This window comes from Amycolatopsis sp. NPDC003865 (genome assembly GCF_053605345.1).
Genome location: NZ_JBSGJA010000005.1, coordinates 216,146 through 236,116, shown reverse-complemented (window position 1 = coordinate 236,116; position 19,971 = coordinate 216,146). Strand labels below are relative to the sequence as shown.

The 19,971-nt window shown below is 71.2% G+C and carries 26 protein-coding genes and 1 pseudogene; 14 read left to right on the top strand and 13 right to left on the bottom strand.

All coding sequences use genetic code 11. The features are described from left to right. Positions 1-38: 38 nt before the first annotated feature. The gene (locus ACWEVP_RS15260) at positions 39-1,403 is read right to left on the bottom strand and encodes an MFS transporter (RefSeq protein WP_452063156.1); all 1,365 of its coding nucleotides are present in this window, start codon (positions 1,401-1,403) and stop codon (positions 39-41) included. 125 nt (positions 1,404-1,528) lie between these two features. On the opposite strand from ACWEVP_RS15260, the gene ACWEVP_RS15255 reads away from it, so the two are divergent. Beyond that, the gene (locus ACWEVP_RS15255) at positions 1,529-2,119 is read left to right on the top strand and encodes a TetR/AcrR family transcriptional regulator (RefSeq protein ID WP_452063155.1); all 591 of its coding nucleotides are present in this window, start codon (positions 1,529-1,531) and stop codon (positions 2,117-2,119) included. Here the strand turns inward: ACWEVP_RS15255 and ACWEVP_RS15250 are convergent. Next, on the bottom strand, positions 2,093-2,251 hold the full coding sequence (locus ACWEVP_RS15250) for a DUF397 domain-containing protein (protein ID WP_436387002.1): 159 nt from the start codon (positions 2,249-2,251) through the stop codon (positions 2,093-2,095). The two genes, ACWEVP_RS15255 and ACWEVP_RS15250, sit on opposite strands and share 27 nt — an antisense overlap. Beyond that, on the bottom strand, positions 2,251-3,096 hold the full coding sequence (locus ACWEVP_RS15245) for a helix-turn-helix domain-containing protein (RefSeq protein WP_452063154.1): 846 nt from the start codon (positions 3,094-3,096) through the stop codon (positions 2,251-2,253). The genes ACWEVP_RS15250 and ACWEVP_RS15245 overlap by 1 nt, the downstream gene beginning before the upstream one ends. Before the next feature lie 78 nt (positions 3,097-3,174). On the opposite strand from ACWEVP_RS15245, the gene ACWEVP_RS15240 reads away from it, so the two are divergent. Genes ACWEVP_RS15240 through ACWEVP_RS15230 form a run of 3 tightly spaced genes read left to right on the top strand, consistent with a single transcriptional unit; the run spans position 3,175 to position 4,285 of the window. After that, positions 3,175-3,369, top strand: coding sequence for a zinc finger protein (locus ACWEVP_RS15240; protein WP_452063153.1), 195 nt, complete (start codon positions 3,175-3,177; stop codon positions 3,367-3,369). Continuing rightward, a complete protein-coding gene (locus ACWEVP_RS15235; protein WP_452063152.1) occupies positions 3,363-3,779 on the top strand; it encodes a hypothetical protein in 417 nt (138 codons plus the stop codon). Before ACWEVP_RS15240 ends, ACWEVP_RS15235 begins: the two co-directional genes overlap by 7 nt. A 26-nt stretch (positions 3,780-3,805) precedes the next feature. Continuing rightward, entirely contained in the window at positions 3,806-4,285 is a 480-nt protein-coding gene (locus ACWEVP_RS15230) for a DUF2127 domain-containing protein (protein ID WP_452063151.1), read from the top strand. On the opposite strand, the gene ACWEVP_RS15225 is transcribed toward ACWEVP_RS15230, so the two are convergent. After that, the gene (locus ACWEVP_RS15225) at positions 4,282-4,992 is read right to left on the bottom strand and encodes a PP2C family protein-serine/threonine phosphatase (protein ID WP_452063150.1); all 711 of its coding nucleotides are present in this window, start codon (positions 4,990-4,992) and stop codon (positions 4,282-4,284) included. The genes ACWEVP_RS15230 and ACWEVP_RS15225 overlap by 4 nt on opposite strands. A 96-nt stretch (positions 4,993-5,088) precedes the next feature. On the opposite strand from ACWEVP_RS15225, the gene ACWEVP_RS15220 reads away from it, so the two are divergent. Together ACWEVP_RS15220 and ACWEVP_RS15215 are read left to right on the top strand one after the other, a co-directional pair. After that, positions 5,089-5,511: a nuclear transport factor 2 family protein gene (locus tag ACWEVP_RS15220; RefSeq protein ID WP_452063149.1), complete on the top strand. Its 423-nt coding sequence runs from the start codon at positions 5,089-5,091 to the stop codon at positions 5,509-5,511. A 50-nt stretch (positions 5,512-5,561) separates the two neighbouring features. Next, positions 5,562-6,119, top strand: coding sequence for a hypothetical protein (locus ACWEVP_RS15215; RefSeq protein WP_452063148.1), 558 nt, complete (start codon positions 5,562-5,564; stop codon positions 6,117-6,119). Positions 6,120-6,158: 39 nt separating this feature from the next. Here ACWEVP_RS15215 and ACWEVP_RS15210 read toward each other — a convergent pair whose 3' ends face one another. Further along, positions 6,159-8,006 carry an ArnT family glycosyltransferase gene (locus ACWEVP_RS15210; protein ID WP_452063147.1) on the bottom strand — a complete coding sequence of 616 codons (1,848 nt, stop codon included), beginning with the start codon at positions 8,004-8,006 and terminating at the stop codon, positions 6,159-6,161. Then, a complete protein-coding gene (locus ACWEVP_RS15205) occupies positions 8,006-9,262 on the bottom strand; it encodes a glycosyltransferase (protein ID WP_452063146.1) in 1,257 nt (418 codons plus the stop codon). The genes ACWEVP_RS15210 and ACWEVP_RS15205 overlap by 1 nt, the downstream gene beginning before the upstream one ends. An 87-nt stretch (positions 9,263-9,349) precedes the next feature. On the opposite strand from ACWEVP_RS15205, the pseudogene ACWEVP_RS15200 reads away from it, so the two are divergent. Next, positions 9,350-9,529, top strand: a pseudogene (locus tag ACWEVP_RS15200) (XRE family transcriptional regulator); the annotation flags it as partial. Positions 9,530-9,596: 67 nt separating this feature from the next. Then, positions 9,597-9,827: a hypothetical protein gene (locus ACWEVP_RS15195; RefSeq protein ID WP_452063145.1), complete on the top strand. Its 231-nt coding sequence runs from the start codon at positions 9,597-9,599 to the stop codon at positions 9,825-9,827. 44 nt (positions 9,828-9,871) lie between these two features. Here ACWEVP_RS15195 and ACWEVP_RS15190 read toward each other — a convergent pair whose 3' ends face one another. After that, positions 9,872-10,438 carry a hypothetical protein gene (locus tag ACWEVP_RS15190; RefSeq protein WP_452063144.1) on the bottom strand — a complete coding sequence of 189 codons (567 nt, stop codon included), beginning with the start codon at positions 10,436-10,438 and terminating at the stop codon, positions 9,872-9,874. After that, positions 10,435-10,758, bottom strand: a complete 324-nt coding sequence (locus ACWEVP_RS15185; protein ID WP_452063143.1) for a hypothetical protein — start codon at positions 10,756-10,758, stop codon at positions 10,435-10,437. The genes ACWEVP_RS15190 and ACWEVP_RS15185 overlap by 4 nt, the downstream gene beginning before the upstream one ends. Positions 10,759-11,038: 280 nt before the next feature. Between ACWEVP_RS15185 and ACWEVP_RS15180 the strand changes: the two genes are divergently transcribed. Genes ACWEVP_RS15180 through ACWEVP_RS15165 form a run of 4 tightly spaced genes read left to right on the top strand, consistent with a single transcriptional unit; the run spans position 11,039 to position 14,688 of the window. Then, positions 11,039-12,316, top strand: a complete 1,278-nt coding sequence (locus ACWEVP_RS15180; RefSeq protein ID WP_452063142.1) for a helix-turn-helix transcriptional regulator — start codon at positions 11,039-11,041, stop codon at positions 12,314-12,316. A gap of 11 nt (positions 12,317-12,327) precedes the next feature. Then, the gene (locus ACWEVP_RS15175) at positions 12,328-13,077 is read left to right on the top strand and encodes a hypothetical protein (protein ID WP_452063141.1); all 750 of its coding nucleotides are present in this window, start codon (positions 12,328-12,330) and stop codon (positions 13,075-13,077) included. 5 nt (positions 13,078-13,082) lie between these two features. After that, on the top strand, positions 13,083-13,667 hold the full coding sequence (dcd, locus tag ACWEVP_RS15170; protein ID WP_452063140.1) for a dCTP deaminase: 585 nt from the start codon (positions 13,083-13,085) through the stop codon (positions 13,665-13,667). Then, positions 13,651-14,688, top strand: coding sequence for a thiamine-phosphate kinase (locus ACWEVP_RS15165; RefSeq protein ID WP_452063139.1), 1,038 nt, complete (start codon positions 13,651-13,653; stop codon positions 14,686-14,688). Before dcd ends, ACWEVP_RS15165 begins: the two co-directional genes overlap by 17 nt. Here ACWEVP_RS15165 and ACWEVP_RS15160 read toward each other — a convergent pair. From ACWEVP_RS15160 to ACWEVP_RS15145, 4 genes are all read right to left on the bottom strand, one after another. Next, entirely contained in the window at positions 14,685-15,302 is a 618-nt protein-coding gene (locus ACWEVP_RS15160) for a hypothetical protein (RefSeq protein WP_452063138.1), read from the bottom strand. The genes ACWEVP_RS15165 and ACWEVP_RS15160 overlap by 4 nt on opposite strands. After that, positions 15,299-15,571 (bottom strand): hypothetical protein, encoded by a 273-nt coding sequence (locus ACWEVP_RS15155; protein WP_452063137.1) that lies wholly within the window; start codon positions 15,569-15,571, stop codon positions 15,299-15,301. Before ACWEVP_RS15155 ends, ACWEVP_RS15160 begins: the two co-directional genes overlap by 4 nt. 82 nt (positions 15,572-15,653) lie before the next feature. Next, the gene (locus tag ACWEVP_RS15150) at positions 15,654-16,316 is read right to left on the bottom strand and encodes a Crp/Fnr family transcriptional regulator (protein WP_452063136.1); all 663 of its coding nucleotides are present in this window, start codon (positions 16,314-16,316) and stop codon (positions 15,654-15,656) included. 22 nt (positions 16,317-16,338) lie between these two features. Next, positions 16,339-16,956, bottom strand: coding sequence for a hypothetical protein (locus ACWEVP_RS15145; protein ID WP_452063135.1), 618 nt, complete (start codon positions 16,954-16,956; stop codon positions 16,339-16,341). 235 nt (positions 16,957-17,191) lie between these two features. Here ACWEVP_RS15145 and ACWEVP_RS15140 point away from each other — a divergent pair, with 235 nt between their 5' ends. Continuing rightward, positions 17,192-18,244, top strand: coding sequence for a helix-turn-helix domain-containing protein (locus ACWEVP_RS15140; RefSeq protein ID WP_452063134.1), 1,053 nt, complete (start codon positions 17,192-17,194; stop codon positions 18,242-18,244). Next, positions 18,241-19,359, top strand: a complete 1,119-nt coding sequence (locus ACWEVP_RS15135) for a hypothetical protein (protein ID WP_452063133.1) — start codon at positions 18,241-18,243, stop codon at positions 19,357-19,359. The genes ACWEVP_RS15140 and ACWEVP_RS15135 overlap by 4 nt, the downstream gene beginning before the upstream one ends. Here the strand turns inward: ACWEVP_RS15135 and ACWEVP_RS15130 are convergent. Continuing rightward, positions 19,345-19,899 carry a GNAT family N-acetyltransferase gene (locus ACWEVP_RS15130; protein WP_452063132.1) on the bottom strand — a complete coding sequence of 185 codons (555 nt, stop codon included), beginning with the start codon at positions 19,897-19,899 and terminating at the stop codon, positions 19,345-19,347. The genes ACWEVP_RS15135 and ACWEVP_RS15130 overlap by 15 nt on opposite strands. Positions 19,900-19,971: the final 72 nt, after the last annotated feature.

The following is a 19,971-nucleotide window of genomic DNA, read 5'->3' as shown; positions in this document are numbered from 1 at the left end:
GGGCACCTTCACGGCCGTGAAGGTGCCCCTCCTGGCTTTCAGGCCCGGCGTAGGGAGGGCAGCAGCGCGGCCACGCCGAGGACGGCCACGATCAGCGGCACCACGAGTGCCGCCTGGAGGCCGCTGGTGGCGGTGACCGCGGAGACCACGCCCAGGGTCAGGGCCGGGCCGATCTGGAACGCCGTGTTCACCAGGCCGCCCGCCAGGCCCTGGTCGGCCGCCGGGACGCTGTCCGCCGCGGCCATCGTCAGCGGACCGTACGTCAGCGTGAAAGCCAGGCCCACCAGCAGGAACGCGGGGAGCATCAAGGTCGCGTAGCCGCTCGAAGCGTCCAGGGACAGCAGCAGCGCATAGGCCGCCGCGGACGAAGTCAGGCCGGCTAAAGCGACGCGTCCCGAACCGAACCGGCCGACCAGTGGTGCCGCGATCCGCGGCGCCAGAATGGCGACGACCAGGCCGCTCGGGCACACGGCCAGCCCGGTTTCCAGCGCCGACCAGCCGCGGACGTCCTGCAGGTACAGCGTGACGAGGAACAGCGCGCCGACCCAGCCGCCCAGCAGCGACATCGCTCCGACGTTCGCCCGCACCAGCGCGCCGGACCGCAGGATCCCGAGGCGCACCAACGGGCTCGCGACCCGGCGTTCGATCACGGCGAAGGCCGCCAGCAGTGCCGCGACGGCCACCAGCGAGCCGAGCGTCCGCACCGACACCCAGCTCGCGTCCGGCGCCTGGACCAGCGTGAACACCAGGAGCAGCATCGCCGCCGTGACGGTCGCCGAACCCGCGACGTCGAACCCGCGACCCGGCGCCGGAGCCGAGCGCGGGACGACGGCGAACGCGCCGGCCAGCGTGGCCAGGGCGACCAGGACCGGCGCGTGGAACACCCACCGCCAGCTGACCTCGGTGAGCAGCCCGCCCGCGACCAGCCCGAGCGAAAACCCGGTGGCGCCGGTGGCGGTGTAGATCGACAGCGCCTTGTTGCGGACAGGCCCCTCGGTGAAGCTCGTCGTGATGATCGAGAAGCCGGCGGGCGCGCTGAAGGCGGCGCTGATCCCGGTGACGAACCGGGCGGCGACGAGCAGCGGGCCGCTGGTCGCGAAGCCGCCGAGGGCGGTCGCGACGGCGAACACCACCAGCGCGCCGATGAGCATCCGGCGCCGGCCGAGCAGGTCGGCGGCGCGCCCGCCGAGCAGCAGGAACCCGCCGAAGCCGAGGACGTACCCGCTGACGACCCACTGCAGGGAGCCGGGGGACAGGCCGAGCTCGGCGCCGATCGACGGCAGCGCGACGCCCTTCATCGAGACGTCGAGCGCGTCGAGGAACATCGCGCCGCAGAGCACGAGCAGCAGGACGCGGGCGCGCGGGGTGAGGCGGTCGTGGACCGCGGGAGCGGAGCTGGTCAAAGGAACCCCCAGATGAGTCGGACCGATCGGTCCGGGACCGAACGGTCCGAATCATGGCGAGGGTCGGAAGCCGTTGTCAAGCGGGGACCCAGAATGTGGACCGTTTGGTCCGGTACGATGGCGCCATGCCGCGCAAGCCGACGCCGGACGCCCGCGAGCGGATCCTCGAGACCGCCACCCGGCTGTTCAACCGCCACGGGGTGCACGCCGTCGGGATGCAGCAGATCATCGACGAGTGCGGCTGCGGCAAGAACCTGCTCTACACCCAGTTCACCGGCAAGGACGACCTGGTCGTGGCCTACTTGAGGCGCTGCAGCGGCGACTGGGACACGATCGTCGCCGACGCACGCGCGGCCGCGGGGAGTGCCGAGGGACAGCTGGTCGAGCTGGTGCGCGAGGTGGGAGTGCGGGTGAACGTGCCGGGCACGCGCGGTTGCCCGCTGCGCAACACGTTCGCGGAGTTCCCGGAGCGCGAGCACCCGGCCCACCGCGTGTCGATGGACCACTTCGTGCGAGTGCGGACGCAGCTTCGCGAGCTGGCGGCCGAGACGGCGGCGCCCGACCCGGAGCGGCTGGCCGACCGGATCATGTTCATCATCGACGGCCTGTACACGAACGGCCCGATCTTCGGCGAGGAAGGAACGCGCACGGCGGTCGCGTTCGCCGAGGACGTGGTGAAGTCGGAGACCTCAGCGAAGCCGGCGAAGAGCCGCTGACCAGGCCTGACGCGAGACGGTGAGCTGACCGGCGGCGGGAGCCTTGCTGTCCCGCACCCCGACGGTGCGCTCGATCGCCACCTCGACACAGTCGCCTTCGTTGCCGCTGTGCGAGGACTTGCGCCAGGTCATCAGGCCTCCGGCTGTCGGGTCACCTCCGCGATGAGTTCACGGGAGGCTTCTTCGCTGAGGGCATTGCCGGACACCATCTTAGCGAGCTGGCGATAGGCGGTGATGTGTTCTTTCTCCGAGAGGAACACGCTCCCGCTGTAGTTCTCGAGGAAGGCGATCGGCGGCAGGTCCTCGTAGTCGTAGAGGAGGAAGCTGCCCAGCAGGCCGGGGTGGTACCCCTCGCCCGACCGCAGGATCCGCAGCGAGACGTTCGGCAGCCGGGACATCGCCAGCAGGTGGTCGTACTGGTCGGACATGATGTCCTCGTCGCCGACCGGCTCGCGGAACGCGGCCTCGTAGAGCACCGCGCTCAACCGGATCGGATCGGGGCGGGTGAGGATCTTCTGCCGGCCGAGCCGCACCGCCAGCCGCGCATCGGCCTGTGCCACGGTGAGGTTGGAATTGCTCAGCAGAGCGCGGGCGTAATCAGCGGTCTGCAGCAGTCCGGGAATGATTCCGAGTGCCCAGTTGGTAACCGAGGTGGCAGATCGCTCGCATTCGAGCAGGCCGCTGAGCGGCTCGGGGATTTCGGGAGACCCGGCACTGACCCAGTCGGGATCTCGGGCGGTCCTCGCCAATTCCAGAAGGTGTTTCTGCTTTTCGCCTCGAACCTTGAAGAAGCCGAGGATGAGGGCCACGTCCGCCACGGACGGCAGTCTCAGCCCCTTCTCCCACAACGACAACACTTGCGGCGCGAAGCCGAGTATGCGCGCCAGCTGGCGCAACCCCACTCCGTGCGCTTCGCGTACTTCGCGCAACCCGGCGGCCAACGCGCGGGCGCGCGGCGTGGAAGAAGTCGCTTTCATGGCGTCGATAATACGAACGCCGTCCATCACTCCATCAGCGTGTTGGTGTCTACCGGATCGGACAGATTGAATGGTCCCATGTTGAGGTGGCAGCAAGCGGAGGGAAAGCGCCACGCGCTCGACGGGGCTTTCCCGCCGCGTCCCGAAGAACAGTTCACGACCCTGTGCGGGGCGGAGGTGACCGTCGCGGTGCGCGATGTTCCGCAGCTCGGCGGGAACTGGTTCGACCCGACCTGCGCCGAATGCCGGGCCGCGTGGCTGGCGCGGTGCTGACCGAAGCCGACCGGGACGTGCGGCTGCTCGACCGCGTCCGGGACCTGCACACGTCGCTCGCGCTGGACGTCGCGTGGCTGGCGCGCACCCTCGACGACGAGACACCCCGCCCCGACATCCTCCGCGACCTCGGCGAACGGCTCGCCGACCTGGGCGCGGACCTGATCGCCCGCGCCGACGAGCTGGATGCCCGCGTCCGCGCCACCCTCCCGGACCACGGCTGGCTCCCCGAAGCGGGCGCACGGCGGCGCGCGCTGGCCGTCGCCCACCAGGTCGGCCCGCACCCCCTCCGGTGCGGGCCGATCTTCCTGGCCGTCTGCGGCGCGGCGTGCTTCCCGTTCTACGGCACGGACCCGACCGGCCGGACAGCTCGGCACGAACGGTGCGAAAGGTGCCTCCACGTGCGCTGACCAGCCGTTCGTGCTGAGCTGGGGGCATGTCGGAGACGAAGACGACCGCGACCGAGAAGTTCTTCCGCGTCGCGATCGCGATCAAGGGCCTCGACGGCGCGCTGCAGGTCGTCGGGGCGCTGATCCTCGCGTTCATCCCCGCCTCGACCGTCAGCGGGTTCACCCACGCGGTGATCACGCGCGACCTGCTGGGCGACCCCTCGGGCACCCTCGCCCGCCACCTGCAGTCGGCGACCGAGAACTTCCTCCACGGCGACACGAAGACGTTCGCCGTCGCCTACTTGCTGGCCCACGGCCTGATCAAGCTCGGCCTCGTCTGGGCCCTGGCCCGCAAGATCGTCCGCGCGTACCCGGTCGCGGCACTCATCCTCGCGGCGTTCGTCGTCTACGAGATCTTCCGGGCGATCCACACCCACTCGATCGCGCTGCCGTTCTTCGCCGCGCTCGACGTCGTGATCATCGTCCTCGTCCTGCGCGAGTACCGGCAGCTCAAGCGCGAGCGCTAGGCGGCGACGGGAAATCGCACCGTCGTGACGTCGGCCTCCAGGGGTTCGACGTAGACGGCGGTCGCGTTGTCCGAGCCGCCGCGGGCCAGCGCCGCCTCGACCAGCTCCGCCGCCCCCGTGCCCGGCCGGGCCAGCACCGCGCGGATGCCGGTGCTCGCCAGCGGTTTGTGGACGCCGTCGCTGGTCAGGAGCAGGCCCGCGCTCGTCGTCTCCGCCGTGCCGATCTCCTCCGGCTTCGCCGTGCGGACGCTCGTGGTGACCACGTGCTCCATCCGCGGGGTCACCGGCTGGTGCCGGGCGCGGAAGTACTCGGCGAGCGTGTGGTCGGTGGTCAGGCAGGCGAGAGTGGTGCCGTCCCAGGCGTACGCGCGGGCGTCCCCGACCCAGGCGATGCGGTACCCGCCGTGTCCGGCCGGCATGGCGACGACGAGCACCGCGTCCCCGAGCGTCTGCTCCCGCACCGCGCGCTGCGCGGCGAGAACCGCCTCGACCGGTCCTTTGTGGACAGGCGTACGGGCCGCGGCCGCGGCGGCGGTACGGGCGGCACGAGCGGCGGCGGGATCGTCCCCGACCCCATCGGCGAGGGCGAACACGACACCGGGCCCCCCGGCGGCGGCATAGGCGCCGACGGCATCGGCATTGAGCGAGCGCGGCCCCTGGGCGCTCGCGGTGTGCCAGCGCGGGTAACCCGGACGTGTCGTGATCATCGCGGCCTCCTCATCCCTCTGAAACCCATGATCCGCGCCGAACCTGTGGGCCGTCTGAGACTTTCCTGTGCCGGCGGTGTCGATACGATCGTTTTCGTGGACGACTACCGCGCGCTCGAAAACCTGGTCTATTCCTACGCGTCGCTGGTCGACGCTGGGGATTTCGACGGCGTGGGCGAGCTGTTCGCCGACGGCGCGTTCATCGGCAGCGTGGGCTACTTCCGCGGCGCCGAGGTCGCGCGGATGCTGCGCGACACGGTGATCGTGTATGACAACGGCACCCCGCGTACCAAGCACGTCACGACGAACCTCGCACTCGAGGTGGACGGCGACACGGCGTCCGGTCAGGCCTACTTCACGGTGTTGCAGGCGGTCGTCGGGTTGCCGTTGCAGACGGTCGCCGCGGGCCGGTACGCCGACCGGTTCACGCGCACCGCCCGCGGGTGGCGATTCACCGAGCGCCGGGCGACGGTCGACCTCGTCGGGAACGTCGGCCAGCACCTGCGGCCCCGGCCGTAACGAGCCGCTGACCTGCGACGACTTCGGTTACACGACCGAAGGAGCCGACGATGGGCGCAGCGTCGCAGGACTCACTGCCGCTGATGGTGTACGGCCTGCGCTTCCCCGGCGCCACGGTGGACGAAGGCGATCTGCTCGCCGTGGTGGAGCTGCAGGCTCAGCTCGGGTCGGCCGTGCGGCTCGTCGAAGCCGGCGCGGTCACGGAAGAAGACGTCCGGGACGACCTCATCCTGATCGGTGGCAATTCCCTGACCGAAAGCGTTCTCGAGCGGCTGGACGGCGTGCTCTCGCTCGGGTTCGCCGAACACGGCTCCGCGGTCTACGACCGCAAGTCCGGCTTCGCGGCCTCGCCGCGCTACGACGACGCCGGTGAGCCACGCGTCGACTACGGTCTGGTCATCCGCGCGGCGAACCCCTTCGCGCCGGAAACGTCGGAAGTCGTGGTCGTCGCCGGGTGCGGGGGCTACGGCACGGCCGCCGCGGCCGAGGCGTTCGACGAGGCCGAAGCCCTCGGCGGGTACCGGCACTTCGAGGCTCTCGTCGAGACGACCGTCTTCCGGGGCGCCCACCGCGACACCTTCGTCCGCGAAGCCCGCGGGATCGCGTGAAAGGGCCCGGGCTTCCGAAGAAGCCCGGGCCCGGGGAACTCACTTCTGCAGGTCGTAGACCGTCTGGCCGTCGACCGTGGTGGCGGTGAAGTTCGCCGTCACCCAAGCGGTGATCTCCGACGAGCCGCCGCCCGGGCCGCCGCCGCGGCCGCCGTCGATGTAGTACTCGATCTCGCCTGCCGCGACGTACGCCTTGAACTCGTCCAGCGTGGGCGCCGGGTCGGAGCCGCTCCAGCCGCCGATGCCGATCACCGCCCTGCCGCCGGCCAGTTCCAGCGACGCCGCGTTCTGCGAACCGGTCGTCGCCGCGGCCCACTTCGTCGTCGTCTTCGCCAGCAGCGCACCGATCGCGTCCGACGACGACTCGGGGTCGCCGCCGAAGCCACCGCCCATCGCGCTCGACGTCGGCCCCGAGGTCGGGATCGAGCCGCTGTGCGCGACCGACGCCGTCTCGACGCCGTAGGCCGCCGTCGACACGCCCAGGGTCAGGACCACCGCCGTCGCCACGACCGCGGCCGCCTTGCGGACGGTCGGCACACCCATCACGAGCACCGTCCCGACGAGGACGCCGAGCACCGCGACGATCCAGCGCAGCGCCGGGAACCAGTCCGGCGTCCGGTCGAGGAGGATGAACGACCACACCGCCGTCGCGACCACCATCCCGGCCAGCGTCGCCCGTGGGGCCAGGTTGGCCCGGCCCTGCCACAAAGCGCGGCCCGAGATCGCGACCAGCGCGGCGATCGCCGGGGCGAGCGCGACCGAGTAGTACGGGTGCACGATGCCGCTCATGTAGCTGAACACCAGCGCGGTGACGACCAGCCAGCCGCCCCACAGCACCAGCGCCAGGCGCGTGGAGTCGGTGCGCGGCGCGCGGCGGGTGAACCAGAGTCCGGCGACCAGGCCGATCAGCGCGGCCGGCAGCAGCCACGAGATCTCCGTGCCGAAGCTCGACCCGAACATCCGGAACAGCCCCGACGCGCCGCCGAAGCCGGTGTTGCCACCGCCCATGCCGCCGCCACCGCCGGGTCCACCGCCGTCGCCGCCGCCGAAGATGCGTGACAACCCGTTGTACCCCAAGGCGAGTTCGAGCAGACTGTCCCCTTCGGACCCGCCGATGTAGGGACGCGACGCCGTCGGCCACAGGTCGACCAGCGCGATGTACCAGCCCGCCGAGACGATCAGGGCCACCACCGCGCCGCCGAGGTGCAGCAAGCGCTTGGGCAGCGACGTCGGCGCCGCGATCAGGTACACCAGCCCGAACGCCGGCAGCACCAGGAACGCCTGCATCATCTTCGTCAGGAAGCCGAACCCGATCGCGACACCGGCCAGCGCGAGCCACTTGGGCGACGCCTTTTCCGTGGCCCGCACGACAAAGTAGGCGCCGGCGACCATGAGGAGCACGAGCAGCGCGTCCGGGTTGTTGAACCGGAACATCAGCGCGGCCACCGGGGTCATGGCCAGCATCGCGCCGGCGAACAGCCCGGCGACCGGGCCCGAAGTCCGTTTCACCGTCAGGTAAAGGATGCCGACGGACGCGACGCCCATCAGCGCCTGCGGGGCGAGCACGGTGAAGCTGGAGAAGCCGAAGATCCGCGCGAAGGCCGTGGCGACCCACAGGGCCGCGGGCGGCTTGTCGACGGTCAGCACGTTGCCCGAGTCGAGCGAGCCGAACAGCCACGCCTTCCAGTCCTGCGTTCCGGACTGCACGGCGGCGGCGTAGAAGCTGTTGCCGTAGCCGGAAGCGGTGAGGTTCCAGAAGTAGAGAACGGCGGTCGCGGCCAGCAGCCCGAACACCGCCGGGCGGACCCAGCGCGGCGGCGCGTGCGCCACGGTTTCCTTGCGGTGACGCGGTTCCTGCGTCACGGTGCCGGACAGGACGGCGGTCATCAGGACTCCTTCCGGGTGGCGGCCTGGCGGCGCGGGTTGAACACCCAGCCGCGCAGGAGCAGGAACCGGAGCACCGTCGCGGCGAGGTTCGCCAGCACGAGCACGGTGATCTCCAGGACCAGGCCGGGGGTGGTGGATCCGTTGAGCAGGGCGAGCGCCCCGCTCGTCAGGGCGAGGCCGAGACCGAAGACGATCAGGCCTTCGAACTGGTGGCGCCCGGCGCCGCCGCGGCCGCGGATGCCGAACGTGAGCCGCCGGTTCAGCGCGGTGTTCCCGATCGCGGTGACCAGCAGCGAGGTGAAGTTCGCCGCCTGCGCGCCGACGACCGTCCGCAGCAGCAGGAACAGCACGAGGTAGGCGAGCGTGCTGCTGACGCCGATGGCGGCGAACCGCACGAGCTGCGTCACCAGCCGCGGCGGCACCCCCGGCGCGTCGACGCCGATCGGCCGGCGGCCCAGCTGTTCGCGCAGCCTGCTGATCGGGATCTCGCCGGTGAAGGTGGCCTTCGTGACCCGGGCGATGCCCTTGAGGTCCGCGGCGGCGGTCTTGACGATGTTGACCGAGGAGTCGGGGTCGTCGACCCAGTCGACGGGCACCTCGTGGATCCGCAGCCCGGCGCGTTGCGCGAGGACGAGCAGCTCGGTGTCGAAGAACCAGCCGGTGTCCTCGACGTGGGGGAGCAGCTCGCGGGCGACGTCGGCGCGGATGGCTTTGAAGCCGCACTGGGCGTCGCTGAACTTCGCGGCGAGGGTGGACTTGAGGATGAGGTTGTAGGCGCGGGAGATGAACTCGCGCTTCGGCCCCCGCACGACTCGCGCCCCCCGGGCGAGCCTGCTGCCGATGGCGAGGTCGGAGTGCCCCGAGAGCAGCGGGGCGACGAGCGGCCCGAGCGCGGCGAGATCGGTGGAGAGGTCGACGTCCATGTAGGCGAGGACGGCGGCGTCGGAGGCCCGCCAGACGGCGTTGAGCGCGCGGCCGCGGCCCTTCTCGTCGAGGTGGTGGACGGTCACCTCGGGGAACTCCCGGGCGAGTCGTTCGGCCACCCGCAGCGTCTCGTCGGTGCTCGCGTTGTCGGCGACGGTGATCCGGTAGGGGTAGGAGACGTGGTCGGCCAGGTGGGCGTGCAGCCGTCGGATGCACGGTTCGAGGTCGGTCTCTTCGTTGAAGACCGGGATGACGACGTCGAGAACGGGGCGCGGCCCGGCCAGATCGACCGGGACGGTCCCGGGCCGTGCTGCGGAGGCGGTGGCTGTCATGGGTACTACGGTCGCGGGCCCCGCTTTGGTGATCGTGTGATCGCCCTGTGCGGTTGCTGTGCGCCCGCGCCCGGCCGGGTGACTCACCACTTCACTTCCGCCTGGGTTCTCCAGGTGCCGGTGGCCAGGTTGAACCGGGCGCTGATCTCGTTGTGGGAACGCTACGAGCCTTCGCGCGGTCTGTGGGCTTGGGGCAGTGGCGATCTCCCGATCTGGATGACGCTCGACGCCGTGACGGCTCTGCGCGCCGTCGCTCCCGCCGAATGACAACCACACCTTTTCGCAGCATCTGCAGCTTCGGTACCGCGCTCCGCCCGGTGGAAAGAGGTCGATCATGAAGCCTTGGCTGCAGGCGTTGTCGCAGGCCTTGAGAGCCGGTGGCCCGGCGGGGGTCATCAACCCCGTACTGATCGTCGCGCTGGCCTGCGTGGTCTTGGAGACACCCGCTGCGGCCATCTACGCCATCGCTGTCCTGCTGATGGCCGCCGCTTTCCTGACCATCGCCGCAGTCGTGGTTTTCCGGTTCTCGAAGACGGCCGACACCGGGGAAAAACCAGAGGACTGACCGCGCCGCGCCCGGCGTCCAGCACCTGGACGCCGGGCGCGGACTCAGCTGTGCGCCCGCAGCGGGACGACCTCGCCCGGGGACACCGCGCGACCCGGCTCGCTGCGGGGCGCCTTCGCGCAGATCGTCAACGTCACCAGCGCTCCGTACTTCGGGTGGCGGTCCACGTAGATCTCCGACGCGAAGCACGCGTCCGCCAGCACGTCGCGCCGCGAGTGGATCTGGTCGAAGCCGATGCCCGCCGGGCAGAACAGCGACACCACGACGTCGCCGTCGAGCGGGCGGGTCCACAGGATCGCCGGGCGGCGGCCGTCGACCGTGCAGATGCGGGCGCTCGCGAACGCCGTGCGCAGCCGGTGCTGGACCACGATCGCGCGCAGCCGGCCGCGGACGTGGCGGCGGGCCGCGCGCCAGTAGAACACCCAGTTGAACGCCGCCGCCAACGCCACCAGGGACCAGACCGGCCCCAGCCACAAGAACAGGTTGACCAGTGCGTACGGCAGCAGCGTGGCGGCGAGGATCTCGTAGCGCCAGTGGTAGAGCCACAGCAGCGGGTTGGGCCGCTTGACGGGGGCCAGCTGCCGGGCCAGTTCAGGGATTTCGTGGGTCATGACCGTGCTCCTTCGCAGCCGTCGGCGACCGGGACGGCGGTCGCTGGTGCCCGGCGGACGACTCCGGTTCCGGCGCAGCCCGGGCAAGCCGTGCCATCGGAGGGGGTGCGCCCGTGGCCGCCGCACGCGCCGCAGGCGTGCACGGTGTCCCAGCGGGGATCGCGGTAGACGCGGGTGCCTCGGGCTCCGCGCCGGACTTCCCAGCCGCGCGCGGTCGCGCGGGCGTCTTCGTCGGCGGCGAACAGCCACTCGCCGAGGCGGAGCAGCAGCCGATCGAACCACTTACGTTGGCGGGACGTAGGTAGGTTGTGGTCTTGCATCGTGACACCCCCGGAAAGAACGCACGGACTCGGACGGGCGGCCCGGCACGGGCGCCCACGGGCGGCTCGGGGAGGCCGCCGGGCACATTCCGTAGTGCCCCAGGTGCGCGTGGTCGCGTGTCGCTACGACGACTAGGGGGTCCGCGAGCTGGGGCTGCAACCCGTTCGGGCGAGTCGACCCCAGTCCGCACCAACAAAGAGTGCCCGATGGGATAAGGTGCGCTCTGTGTCCACATATTGTCACCTCCCCTACGTGGGCCTACCTGAGTAGGTAAGGTAGATGTCGAGTGCTTACCTACATTCTACGGCCGCGCGGCGGCCGTTAGGTAGTGATGATGTGGTAACAACCGAGCACGTCGGCGCCGAACTGCGCCGGCTGCGCAAGGCTGCCCGGCAGACGCAGGCCGACGTGGCCGCGATCGTGGGCGTCGCCCGCGCGAACCTGACCCAGTGGGAAGCAGGCCGGTACCTGCCTTCGGCGGAGAACGCGCGGCTGCTCGACGATCACTTCCGGGCCGGGAATTCCCTGGTGGACATGGTCGAAGCGGCCCGCTCGCCCGCCCCTGCGGCGGCCGGGGCGCTGACCACGGCGGGGTCCCTGCTCGAGGTCTTCCGCCGGGCCGGGACCAGCCTCGCCGACGAGCTGATCCGCGACGGGGACGGCCGCGCCGTCGGCTGGCGCCACAACCTGCAGAAGCGGGGCGCGCACACGACGCTCGCCACCGCCTACGGGATCTCGGCGATGGTCGTGGTAGGCGAGCCCTACATCGACCTACATACGGTCGTGAAGGACCTCTACGAGCGGCGTTCCGACTTCGGCTGGCAGGGCCGGTCGGAAGGCCGCCGTCCCGAGGTGACCGCGGCGGTCGTGGGCGCCCTGTTCCAGGCCAGCACCATCCTCACCGCCGAGGAAGGGCTGAGCTACCTCGAGAAATCGCTCGACGACCGCACCCGGACGCGGCCGTTCCTGCTCTCCGCCGCGTTGCGCACTTCGGTCCGGCTCGCGCCGGACGCGCCGCTCACCCGGCGCCTGACCGACGACCTCCTCGCGGCCCGGCTCGACTTCGACGGCGTCCCGCTCTGGGGCGAGAAGAAGGAGGAGGGACTGGTCGCGCCGGAGCCGTCGACCGCCCACACGGCACGGGCGCTGGTGGCCCTGCGCGAACTGCAGCGCTCCGGACGCGGCAGCGACGAAATCTCCGACGCCGTCGACGTCGGCACCCGGTGGCTCGTCGAGCGGGTCCACCCCGACGACGGCGTCTCCGAAGACCTCGCACTGCCGCAGCCGCAAGGGCGGCCGGACGTGCGGGTCACGATCAAGCACTTCACTTCCGCCTGGGTTCTCCAGGCGCTGGCCGAGGCGCCACAAGTGCCGGTGGCCAGGCTGAGCCGCGCGCTGAATTCGTTGTGGGAACGCTACGAACCTTCGCGCGGTCTGTGGGCTTGGGGCAGTGGCGATCTCCCGATCTGGATGACGCTCGACGCCGTGACGGCTCTGCGCGCCGTCGCTCTGGCCTTCCCGGCCCCGCAGTTCCTTCCCCCGACAGCCGCAGAATAGAGATTCCCGCGATGAGCACGACCCCCCTGGTGGGCAACGGCGATCACCCGTTCCCGCGGCAGCTGGCGGAAGCGTTGCGCGGCAACGGTTCCCACCCCGGCCTCGCCCGGCTCGAAGCGGCGGCCGCGTACGTCCGCGCCCACCGCCCCGCCTTCGCGGCGTGGCTGCGCGACCTCGCCGGCGACCCCGCCGCGACCGCCGAAGTCGCGAAACGCTCTTACTGGCACCCCAACGGTTTCGCGAAGATCGTCCTGCACGCCGGCATCGAGCCGGAGTTCCGCGTCCGCCTGCACGTCTGGCCGAGCAGCGACACGGTCTCCCGCGGCGAGTCGAACCCGCACAGCCACCGCTGGGAGTTCGCCTCCCACGTGCTGACCGGCACCGGCATGCACATGGTCGAGTTCGCCGAGACCGCCGAGGGCGGCAAGCCGTTCCGGCGCTACCGCTACGGCGCCGACCCGGCGAACCCCGCGGCCCTGGTCGCCGACGGCGAAGTCCGCCTCAAGCGCCGCGCGTCGCCGCACGTCCAAGGCGGCGACGTCTACACCTGCGACACCTCGATCGTCCACACGGTACGGCCGGTCGACGCCGGGCTCACCGCGACCGTCGTGGTCCAGGGACCCCGCCGGACCTCCACCACGGTCGTCTACTGCGAACCGGGGGAAAGCGACGACCAGCCGAACTTCGACCTCACCCCAGCGGACTTCGAGGAACTCGTGACCGCCGTACTGGCGAAGCTCGACAGCGGGGTCGCACCATGAGGCCCGTGCGGCCCGACCAGCCCGGCGTCCTCACCGACCGGGCGATCCGGCGGGCGTACGAGACCGGGCAGCTGCGGGTCGACCCGTTCGACGCGGCGCTGGTGCGGCCGGCCGCGCTCAGCCTCCGGCTCGGCCGCGAAGCGTTCTCCCTCGTGACGCGCGGGCCGGTCGACGTCGCAGACCGGGCGACCCACCCCGAACTCGTCCCGAAGGCACTGGACGCGAGCGGGCGGCTGACCGTCGAACCGGGCGAGGTCGTGCTCGCGCCGACGCTGGAGAAGATCGGCCTGTCCGAACACCTGGCCGGTCTCGTCGACGGCACCAGCGACTACGCGCGCCTCGGCATCGGCGTGGTGCTGTGCGGCCAGGTCAGCCCCGGGTTCGGCCGCGACACCGGTGCCGTGCTGACCCTGGAGATCGTCAACCACCTGCGGCACCCGGTGCTGTTGTATCCCGGCACCCGGATCTGCAACTTGATGCTGTTCGCTTCGACCGGGAGCGAGCGGCCGTACGGCGCCATGCCGCACAACTACTCGAACGACCACACGGTCGTCGCGTCCCGATTGGCGGATCATGTCCGGCAGCACTGAAACCCTCGGCGACCTGGGGGAACAGCTGATCCAAGAACGCGTCCTGCGACCGCGCTACGGCGGGGTCGAAGGCTTCGGCGACGACAGCGCCCTGCTCGGCACGGTGACGACGCCGAGCGAGCTGGTCGCCACCACCGACAGCTGCCCGGCGCCGGTGGTGAACCTCCTGCGCGAGCCGGACCTCTACCACGCGGGCTGGCTGCTGGCGACGATCAACCTGTCCGACCTCGCGGCGGCCGGCGCCGAACCGCTGGGACTCCTCGTCAGCTACACGCTGCCCAAGACGACCACCGTGCGCGAGTTCGAGCGGCTGCTCGACGGCGTGGACGACTGCTGTGCGGCGCACGGCACCAGGGTCGCGGGCGGGGACATCCGGGACGGCGCCGTCCAGCTGACCGCGACGGCGATCGGGCGGTGCGCTCCGGGCAGCAGGCTCCGGCGGTCCGGGGCGAAAGCCGGGGACCGCCTGCTGCTCGTCGGTTCCGCCGGGTACCTGTGGGCCGCGGCGTTGCTGGAGACCGGGCGGGCGACGCTCCCGGCGCCGGCCCGCGACGAGATCTGGGACCGCGCCTGCCGTCCGATGGCCCAGCTCGAGGCGGGGAAACTGCTGGCCGCCGCGGGGCACGCGCGGGCGGCGATGGACGTTTCCGACGGCCTGTTCGCCACGGTCCGCACGCTGTGCGAGGCCAACGGCCTCGGCGCGACCGTCGCCGACGAGTTCGTGCTCGACAAACCCGTGGCCGAGGTCGCCGCCCAGTGCGGCGTGCGGCCGTTCGACCTCGCCCAGACCTGGGGCGACTGGGGGTTGGTCGTCGCGGTGCCGGCGCAGGACGTCGGGCTGGTCGGGAAGAAGCTGGACGAAGAAGGCATCGCGGCCCAGGAGATCGGGACCCTCACCGCGGACACCCGGATCACGAAGGGAACCGCTCCGTGGGACGGGATCGCCCAGGAGCGGTTCTCGGCCAGTTCGTGGCACGGCGGCGAGCTGGCGGCGTTGCTCACCGAGGTGCTCGGCCGCTAGCTGTGCGCCCGCAGCGGAACGACGTTGCTCGGCAGGACCGACCGCTCGCGCGGGGCCTCGGTCGGGCTGATGGTCAGCGTCACCAGGCTCGCGTACTTCGGGTGGCGGTCGACGTACACCTGCGGGACCGCGCACGCCGCCGCCAGGACCGCCCGGTGGCGGTGCAGGTGCTCGAACGCCTCGCGGCCGAACAGCGACACCACGATGTCGCCGCCGCGGGGGCGCGACCACAGGATCGCCGGACGGCGGCCGCCGGGCAGGCGCAGCAACGGGAACGCCGCCCGCAGGCGGTGCTGCACCCGGATCGCGCTGATCCGGTCCCGCACCCGCCGGCGGCGCAGCAGGGCCAGGCCGAGCACGACGGCGAAGACCGCCGTCGTCCAGAGCGCGCCCGCCCACAGCGCGAACGTCACCAGGGCGTAGGGCAGCAGCGTCACCGCCAGGATCTCCCACCGCCAGTGGTAGAGCCGGGTGGGGAACGACGCTTGCCTGCTGGTCATTTCCGTGCTCCTTCCGGTGAACCGGCGGCGAAGGAGGCCGCCGAGGTGGCGCGAGAGACGTCCGGCGGCGATGCCGAGCACGAGGGCCGCGACGATCGCGAGCCCGGACGTCATGTCGGGATCCGGGTCTTCGGGGCGGGCTCGGGCCTGCGGTCGCGGTCGCGGCCGAGCTGCCAGGTCCAGCGCCACGCCGCCCAGATCGCGACGACGGAACCCAGCAGGATCAGCGCGAACGCCTGGCCGACGAGCCCGTCGAGCGGCGCGAGTCGCAGCAGCACCAGCAGCGCCCACAGCTGGGACGCGGTGAACGGGATGACGAGCCCGGCCGCGTAGACGCCCCGGCGCCAGCGGCTGCGGCGCGGTGGGGTGGTGTAGGGGTCCATGAGAGTGCCCTCCTCTGCCCGTGGATCCAGGAAACCTCCGGGTCGCCGCGGTCTCTGTGTCAGCTGACACAGAAGGCGGGATTCAGCTCGCCAGCCGCCGAAGTTCGCCCATGCGGTGGATCGTCACCTGTCTTCTGCCGGTGCTGATGACGCCTTGACGCCGCAGGTCGCGCGTCACCCGCGCCCAGGACTCGCGGGAGATCGCCGCGGTCATCGCCAGTTCCGCCTGCGTGGCCGGGACCGCGATCTCGATGTCCCCGCCGCGCGGCACGCCGTGCTGGACGGCCAGCTGCATCAGCTGCGCGGCCACCCGCCGGATCGCGGCGCCGCCGCCGAGTTCGAGCCACTGCCTGCCGACCGACCGCAGCCGCGTCGACAGCACCACCAGCAGCGCCCAGGAGATCCGCGACCGCGTCCGGCACAGCGAGGCGAACCGCTCGCCGGGGACTTCCAGCACCTCGACGTCGTCGAGCGCTTCGACGGTCGCCGAGCGCGGCTGCGCGTCGATCGCGGCCAGCTCGCCGATGACGTCCCCCGCGCCGCGCACCCCGGCGACGACCTCGCGCCCGTCCGGCGTCCCGTGCACGATCCGCACGTGCCCGCTCAGCAGCACCAGCACGACGCTGGACCGGTCGCCTTCCCGGCAGAGCGTGCCACCGCGCGGATAGGCGCGCCGCGTGGCGGACTCCGCCAGCACCCGGCGATCGGCGGGGCCGAGGTCGGCCCAGAATCCCGTCGGTTCCACATCCCCACCTCGTTTCCGGTCCCTACGCGGTCAGCCCTTCCTCCGGCACACCGGCTTCGGGCGTGTACAGCCAGCCGCGAAGCCGTTCTTCACCGAGCTTGATGTGGACGGACTGGGTGAACGCCGTGTGGTCGATGCCGGGGTAGCCGTGCCGCACGACCGAGCGGTGGATCTCCTGCGAGATGGCGAGCGCGAGCGGCGCGGTGGTTTCCCTCAGCCGCCGCTTCAGCTCGGGGGCGTCGACCAGCCGGCAGGCGATGTCGACGTCCTCCCCGTAGGGCCCGCGGTTGTCGCGGTGCACTTCACCGGCGTGCACGGCCACGCGGAGCCGGAAGGCGAGGTCCGGGAGGTTGCGGGCGTGCTTGTCGAGCAGATCGGCGAGCGCCGGGACGAAGGTGGCGAGCAGCAGCGTCTTGGGCACCTGGTCGAAGGGCCGGACGAGGCAGAGCGCACCGTCGCCCCGGTCGACGAAGGCGTCCCGGTGCTTGCGGCCGATCCCGGCGATCGTGAAGGACTCTTCGAGCAGCTGGTAGAGGACGTTCCGGAGCAGGGCTCGCACCGAGTTCGGGTGTTTGGTCGACCCCTCGATGTCGACCGCCACGATGGCCCGGTGCCGGGGTATGTCCGCTGGAGTACTCATTGGCCCGCTCCTGCCTTCAGGTATGAACTGAAGTTCAGTCAAGTTCACTGTAACGGGTGGAGTACCCTGGAACAACCTGGATGAACCGGTGTTACCCGTTTGCTGTGCGGAGGTTTGGCCCGACGTAACGTTTCAGTCCTCGTATCCGCGGGTTGCCGATCGCGGCTTTAGGTGCGAGGAGTACTATCAGGCCACTTTCCGCACTACTGAAATTTACTGAAGGGTGGCGGAGGTCGTGTCCTCAGTCGCGCCGCGTGCGCTCGCTCGCCGTCTGAAGGCGTTGCGCGAGGAGCAGTGGCCGGACGCCGGGCTCACCCAGGGGCAGCTGGCCCAGGCGCTTGGCAAGCTCAGTATCTCGCTGATCTCGTCGTGGGAGAACGCCGACAAGCCCGTCCGCCCGCCGGTCCGGCGGCTGGAGGCGTACGCGACGCTGTTCGCCACCCGCCGCTCGTTGCGCGGGGACAACCTGGAAGTCCTCCCGCTCGAAGAACTGACGGACGACGAGCAGGACCTGCGCAGCAAGCTGCTGCACGAGCTGCTGTGGCTGCGGGAAGGCAATGATCCCCTCGAGGAGGACGGGCCGGCCGACCTCTGGACCTTCGAGGAGGACCAGCGGATCACGATCGTTTGCGCCCAGCTCCCGGAGAAGTACCGCCGGAACCTCGACTACGCGGACCCGGAGAGCCCCGACTTCGTTTCGCTGTACACCTACGCCGACCCCGACGCGCTGATCGAGCTGTTCGGCCACATCCGGGCGCGCAACCCCGAGAACCCGGTCACCTTCCGCACCAGCGACGCGCTCGAGCCGGACGACTACACCAGCCACCTGGTCCTGCTCGGCGGGGTCGACTTCAACAGCGTGACGAAGGACGTGATCGAGCGGGTGGACCTGCCGGTGGAGCAGGTCGGCCGGGCCGACAACGCCGAGCACGGCGGCTTCCGGGTCCGGGAGAACGGCCGGTCGAAGCTGATCGAGCCGCGCCTCGACGCCGCTGAGCATCTGCTCGAAGACGTCGCGCACTTCTACCGGGGCGTATCTCCGTTCAACCGGAAGCGCACTGTGACCGTGTGCAATGGTATGTACGGTCGAGGAACGCTGGGTGCGGTGCGAGCGCTGACGGACGGCCGGTTCCGGGACCGGAACACCGCCTACGTGCGGGAGCGGTTCGGCGACGCGAGGTCCTTCAGCATCATCAGCCGGGTCCTGGTGCTCGACGGCAACGGCCTGACTCCCGACTGGACGATCGAAGAGAACCGGCTCCACGAGTGGCCCGAGGCGGCCGGGTGAACGCGCAACAGCACCGATCGCACCAGGACCTGCTGGCCCACTTCGCCTCGGCCGACGCCCCGAGAGGGTCGCTGGACGCGATCGTCGTCCCCAACGGCCGTCCGGCGGCCTACCTCAAAGAGGCCATCCAAGCGGCCCGTCTCCTGGACGCCCACCTGCTGCTCCTGTGCAGCATGCGAGCCGACGCCTCGAACGCGGCGCTGGCCGCCAAGCGGCAGGGGGTGCAGGCGACGGCCGTCGACGTCGACCTCCTGCCCGACGGGGTCGTGCCCCGGTTCGCCACCGACCAGCTCCTCCGGTTCGGGAAGTTCAACCGGCCCGTCGACACGAGCCTGAAGCGGAACCTCGGCCTGCTCGTGGCCAGCCTCGTCGGCTGGGAGCGGATCGCGTTCCTCGACGACGACATCGTGCTGCCGCGGCCGCGCGATCTCGAGGCGGCCGCGGGCCTGCTCGCGAACCACCCGGTCGTCGGGCTCGCGAACGTGGGGATGCCGGACAACTCGGTGGTCTGCCACGCGGTGCGGGACACCGGTGGCGTCCAGGACACGTTCATCGGAGGCGGCGCGCTCGTGGTCGGCAAGGCCGCGTTCTCCTCGTTCTTCCCGAACATCTACAACGAAGACTGGTTCTTCCTGCTGGACGGGTTGCGGCTGCGGCCGTCCGCGGTCGTCGGTACCGCGTGGCAGTACGACTACGACCCCTACAACGACCCCCGGCGGGCCCGGGGCGAGGAGCTGGGCGACACCCTCGCCGAAGGCGTGTTCGGCCTCCTCGACAACGGCCTGGGGCTGGCGCACGCCGAGGAAAAGTACTGGGCCGAGTTCCTGCCCGAGCGGCGCCGGATCATCAGCACGACCATCGAGCGAGTGCTCGCCTCCGACATCGAACCCGCGCAGCAAGCGCGGATGGTCGCGGCGCTCAAGGCCTCGATCGGGCGCAGCCACCTGATCACCCCGGAGCTGTGCGTCCGCTACCTGCGGGCGTGGCAGAACGACTGCGTGCGCTGGCGCAAGCACATCCGTGAACTCCGCCGCGAACACCGCGGCGGCCTGGGGATCGACGGCGCGATGGCCGCCCTCGGCATGGCGCCCTCGCGCCGGTCAGTACCGGCTTGAGACGCCGATCCTGGGCTCACCGCGCGGTTCCGGCGTGACCACCGTGAGGTCCTTGACCAGCACGTGGCAGCGCTCGGGCACCTGCAGGACAGTGCCGTCCGGCAGGGTCAGCTGCGCGTAGCAGATGACGGTGCCGTGGCCCCAGTCCCGGTAGCCGAGACGGTCGTACAGCCGGGCCGCGGCCGGGTTGTCCGTGCGGACCGCCAGCGCGACCCTCTCGTGGCCCAGGCCGGTCAGGTGCTGCTCCACCGCGCCGACGAGCGCCGCGCCGACGCCGCGGTTGCGCAGTTCGGGGTGCACCTGCAGGTGGGTGAGCAGCGCGACGCCCGGCAGGTGCCGGCGGATCGGTGGCTCTTCGGCCTCTTCCAGCCACAGGTAGACCGCGCCGGCCGGGCGGGCGCCCAGCCAGGCGAAGAACAGCACGCCCTGGCCGTTCCGCTGGCGGATCAGGCGATCGATGAGGAATCCGCCGTCGCCGAGGGCCGCGGCGAACGGAAACAGGTCTGCGGAGCGGGCCCGCCCTACGTTGGGCTCGGTCATCTGCAGAAGCCTCCGTCCTCCGGGTACTTCCCATAGTGCAGGAGGCGGCCCGGAGTTGACCAGGTCGCGCGG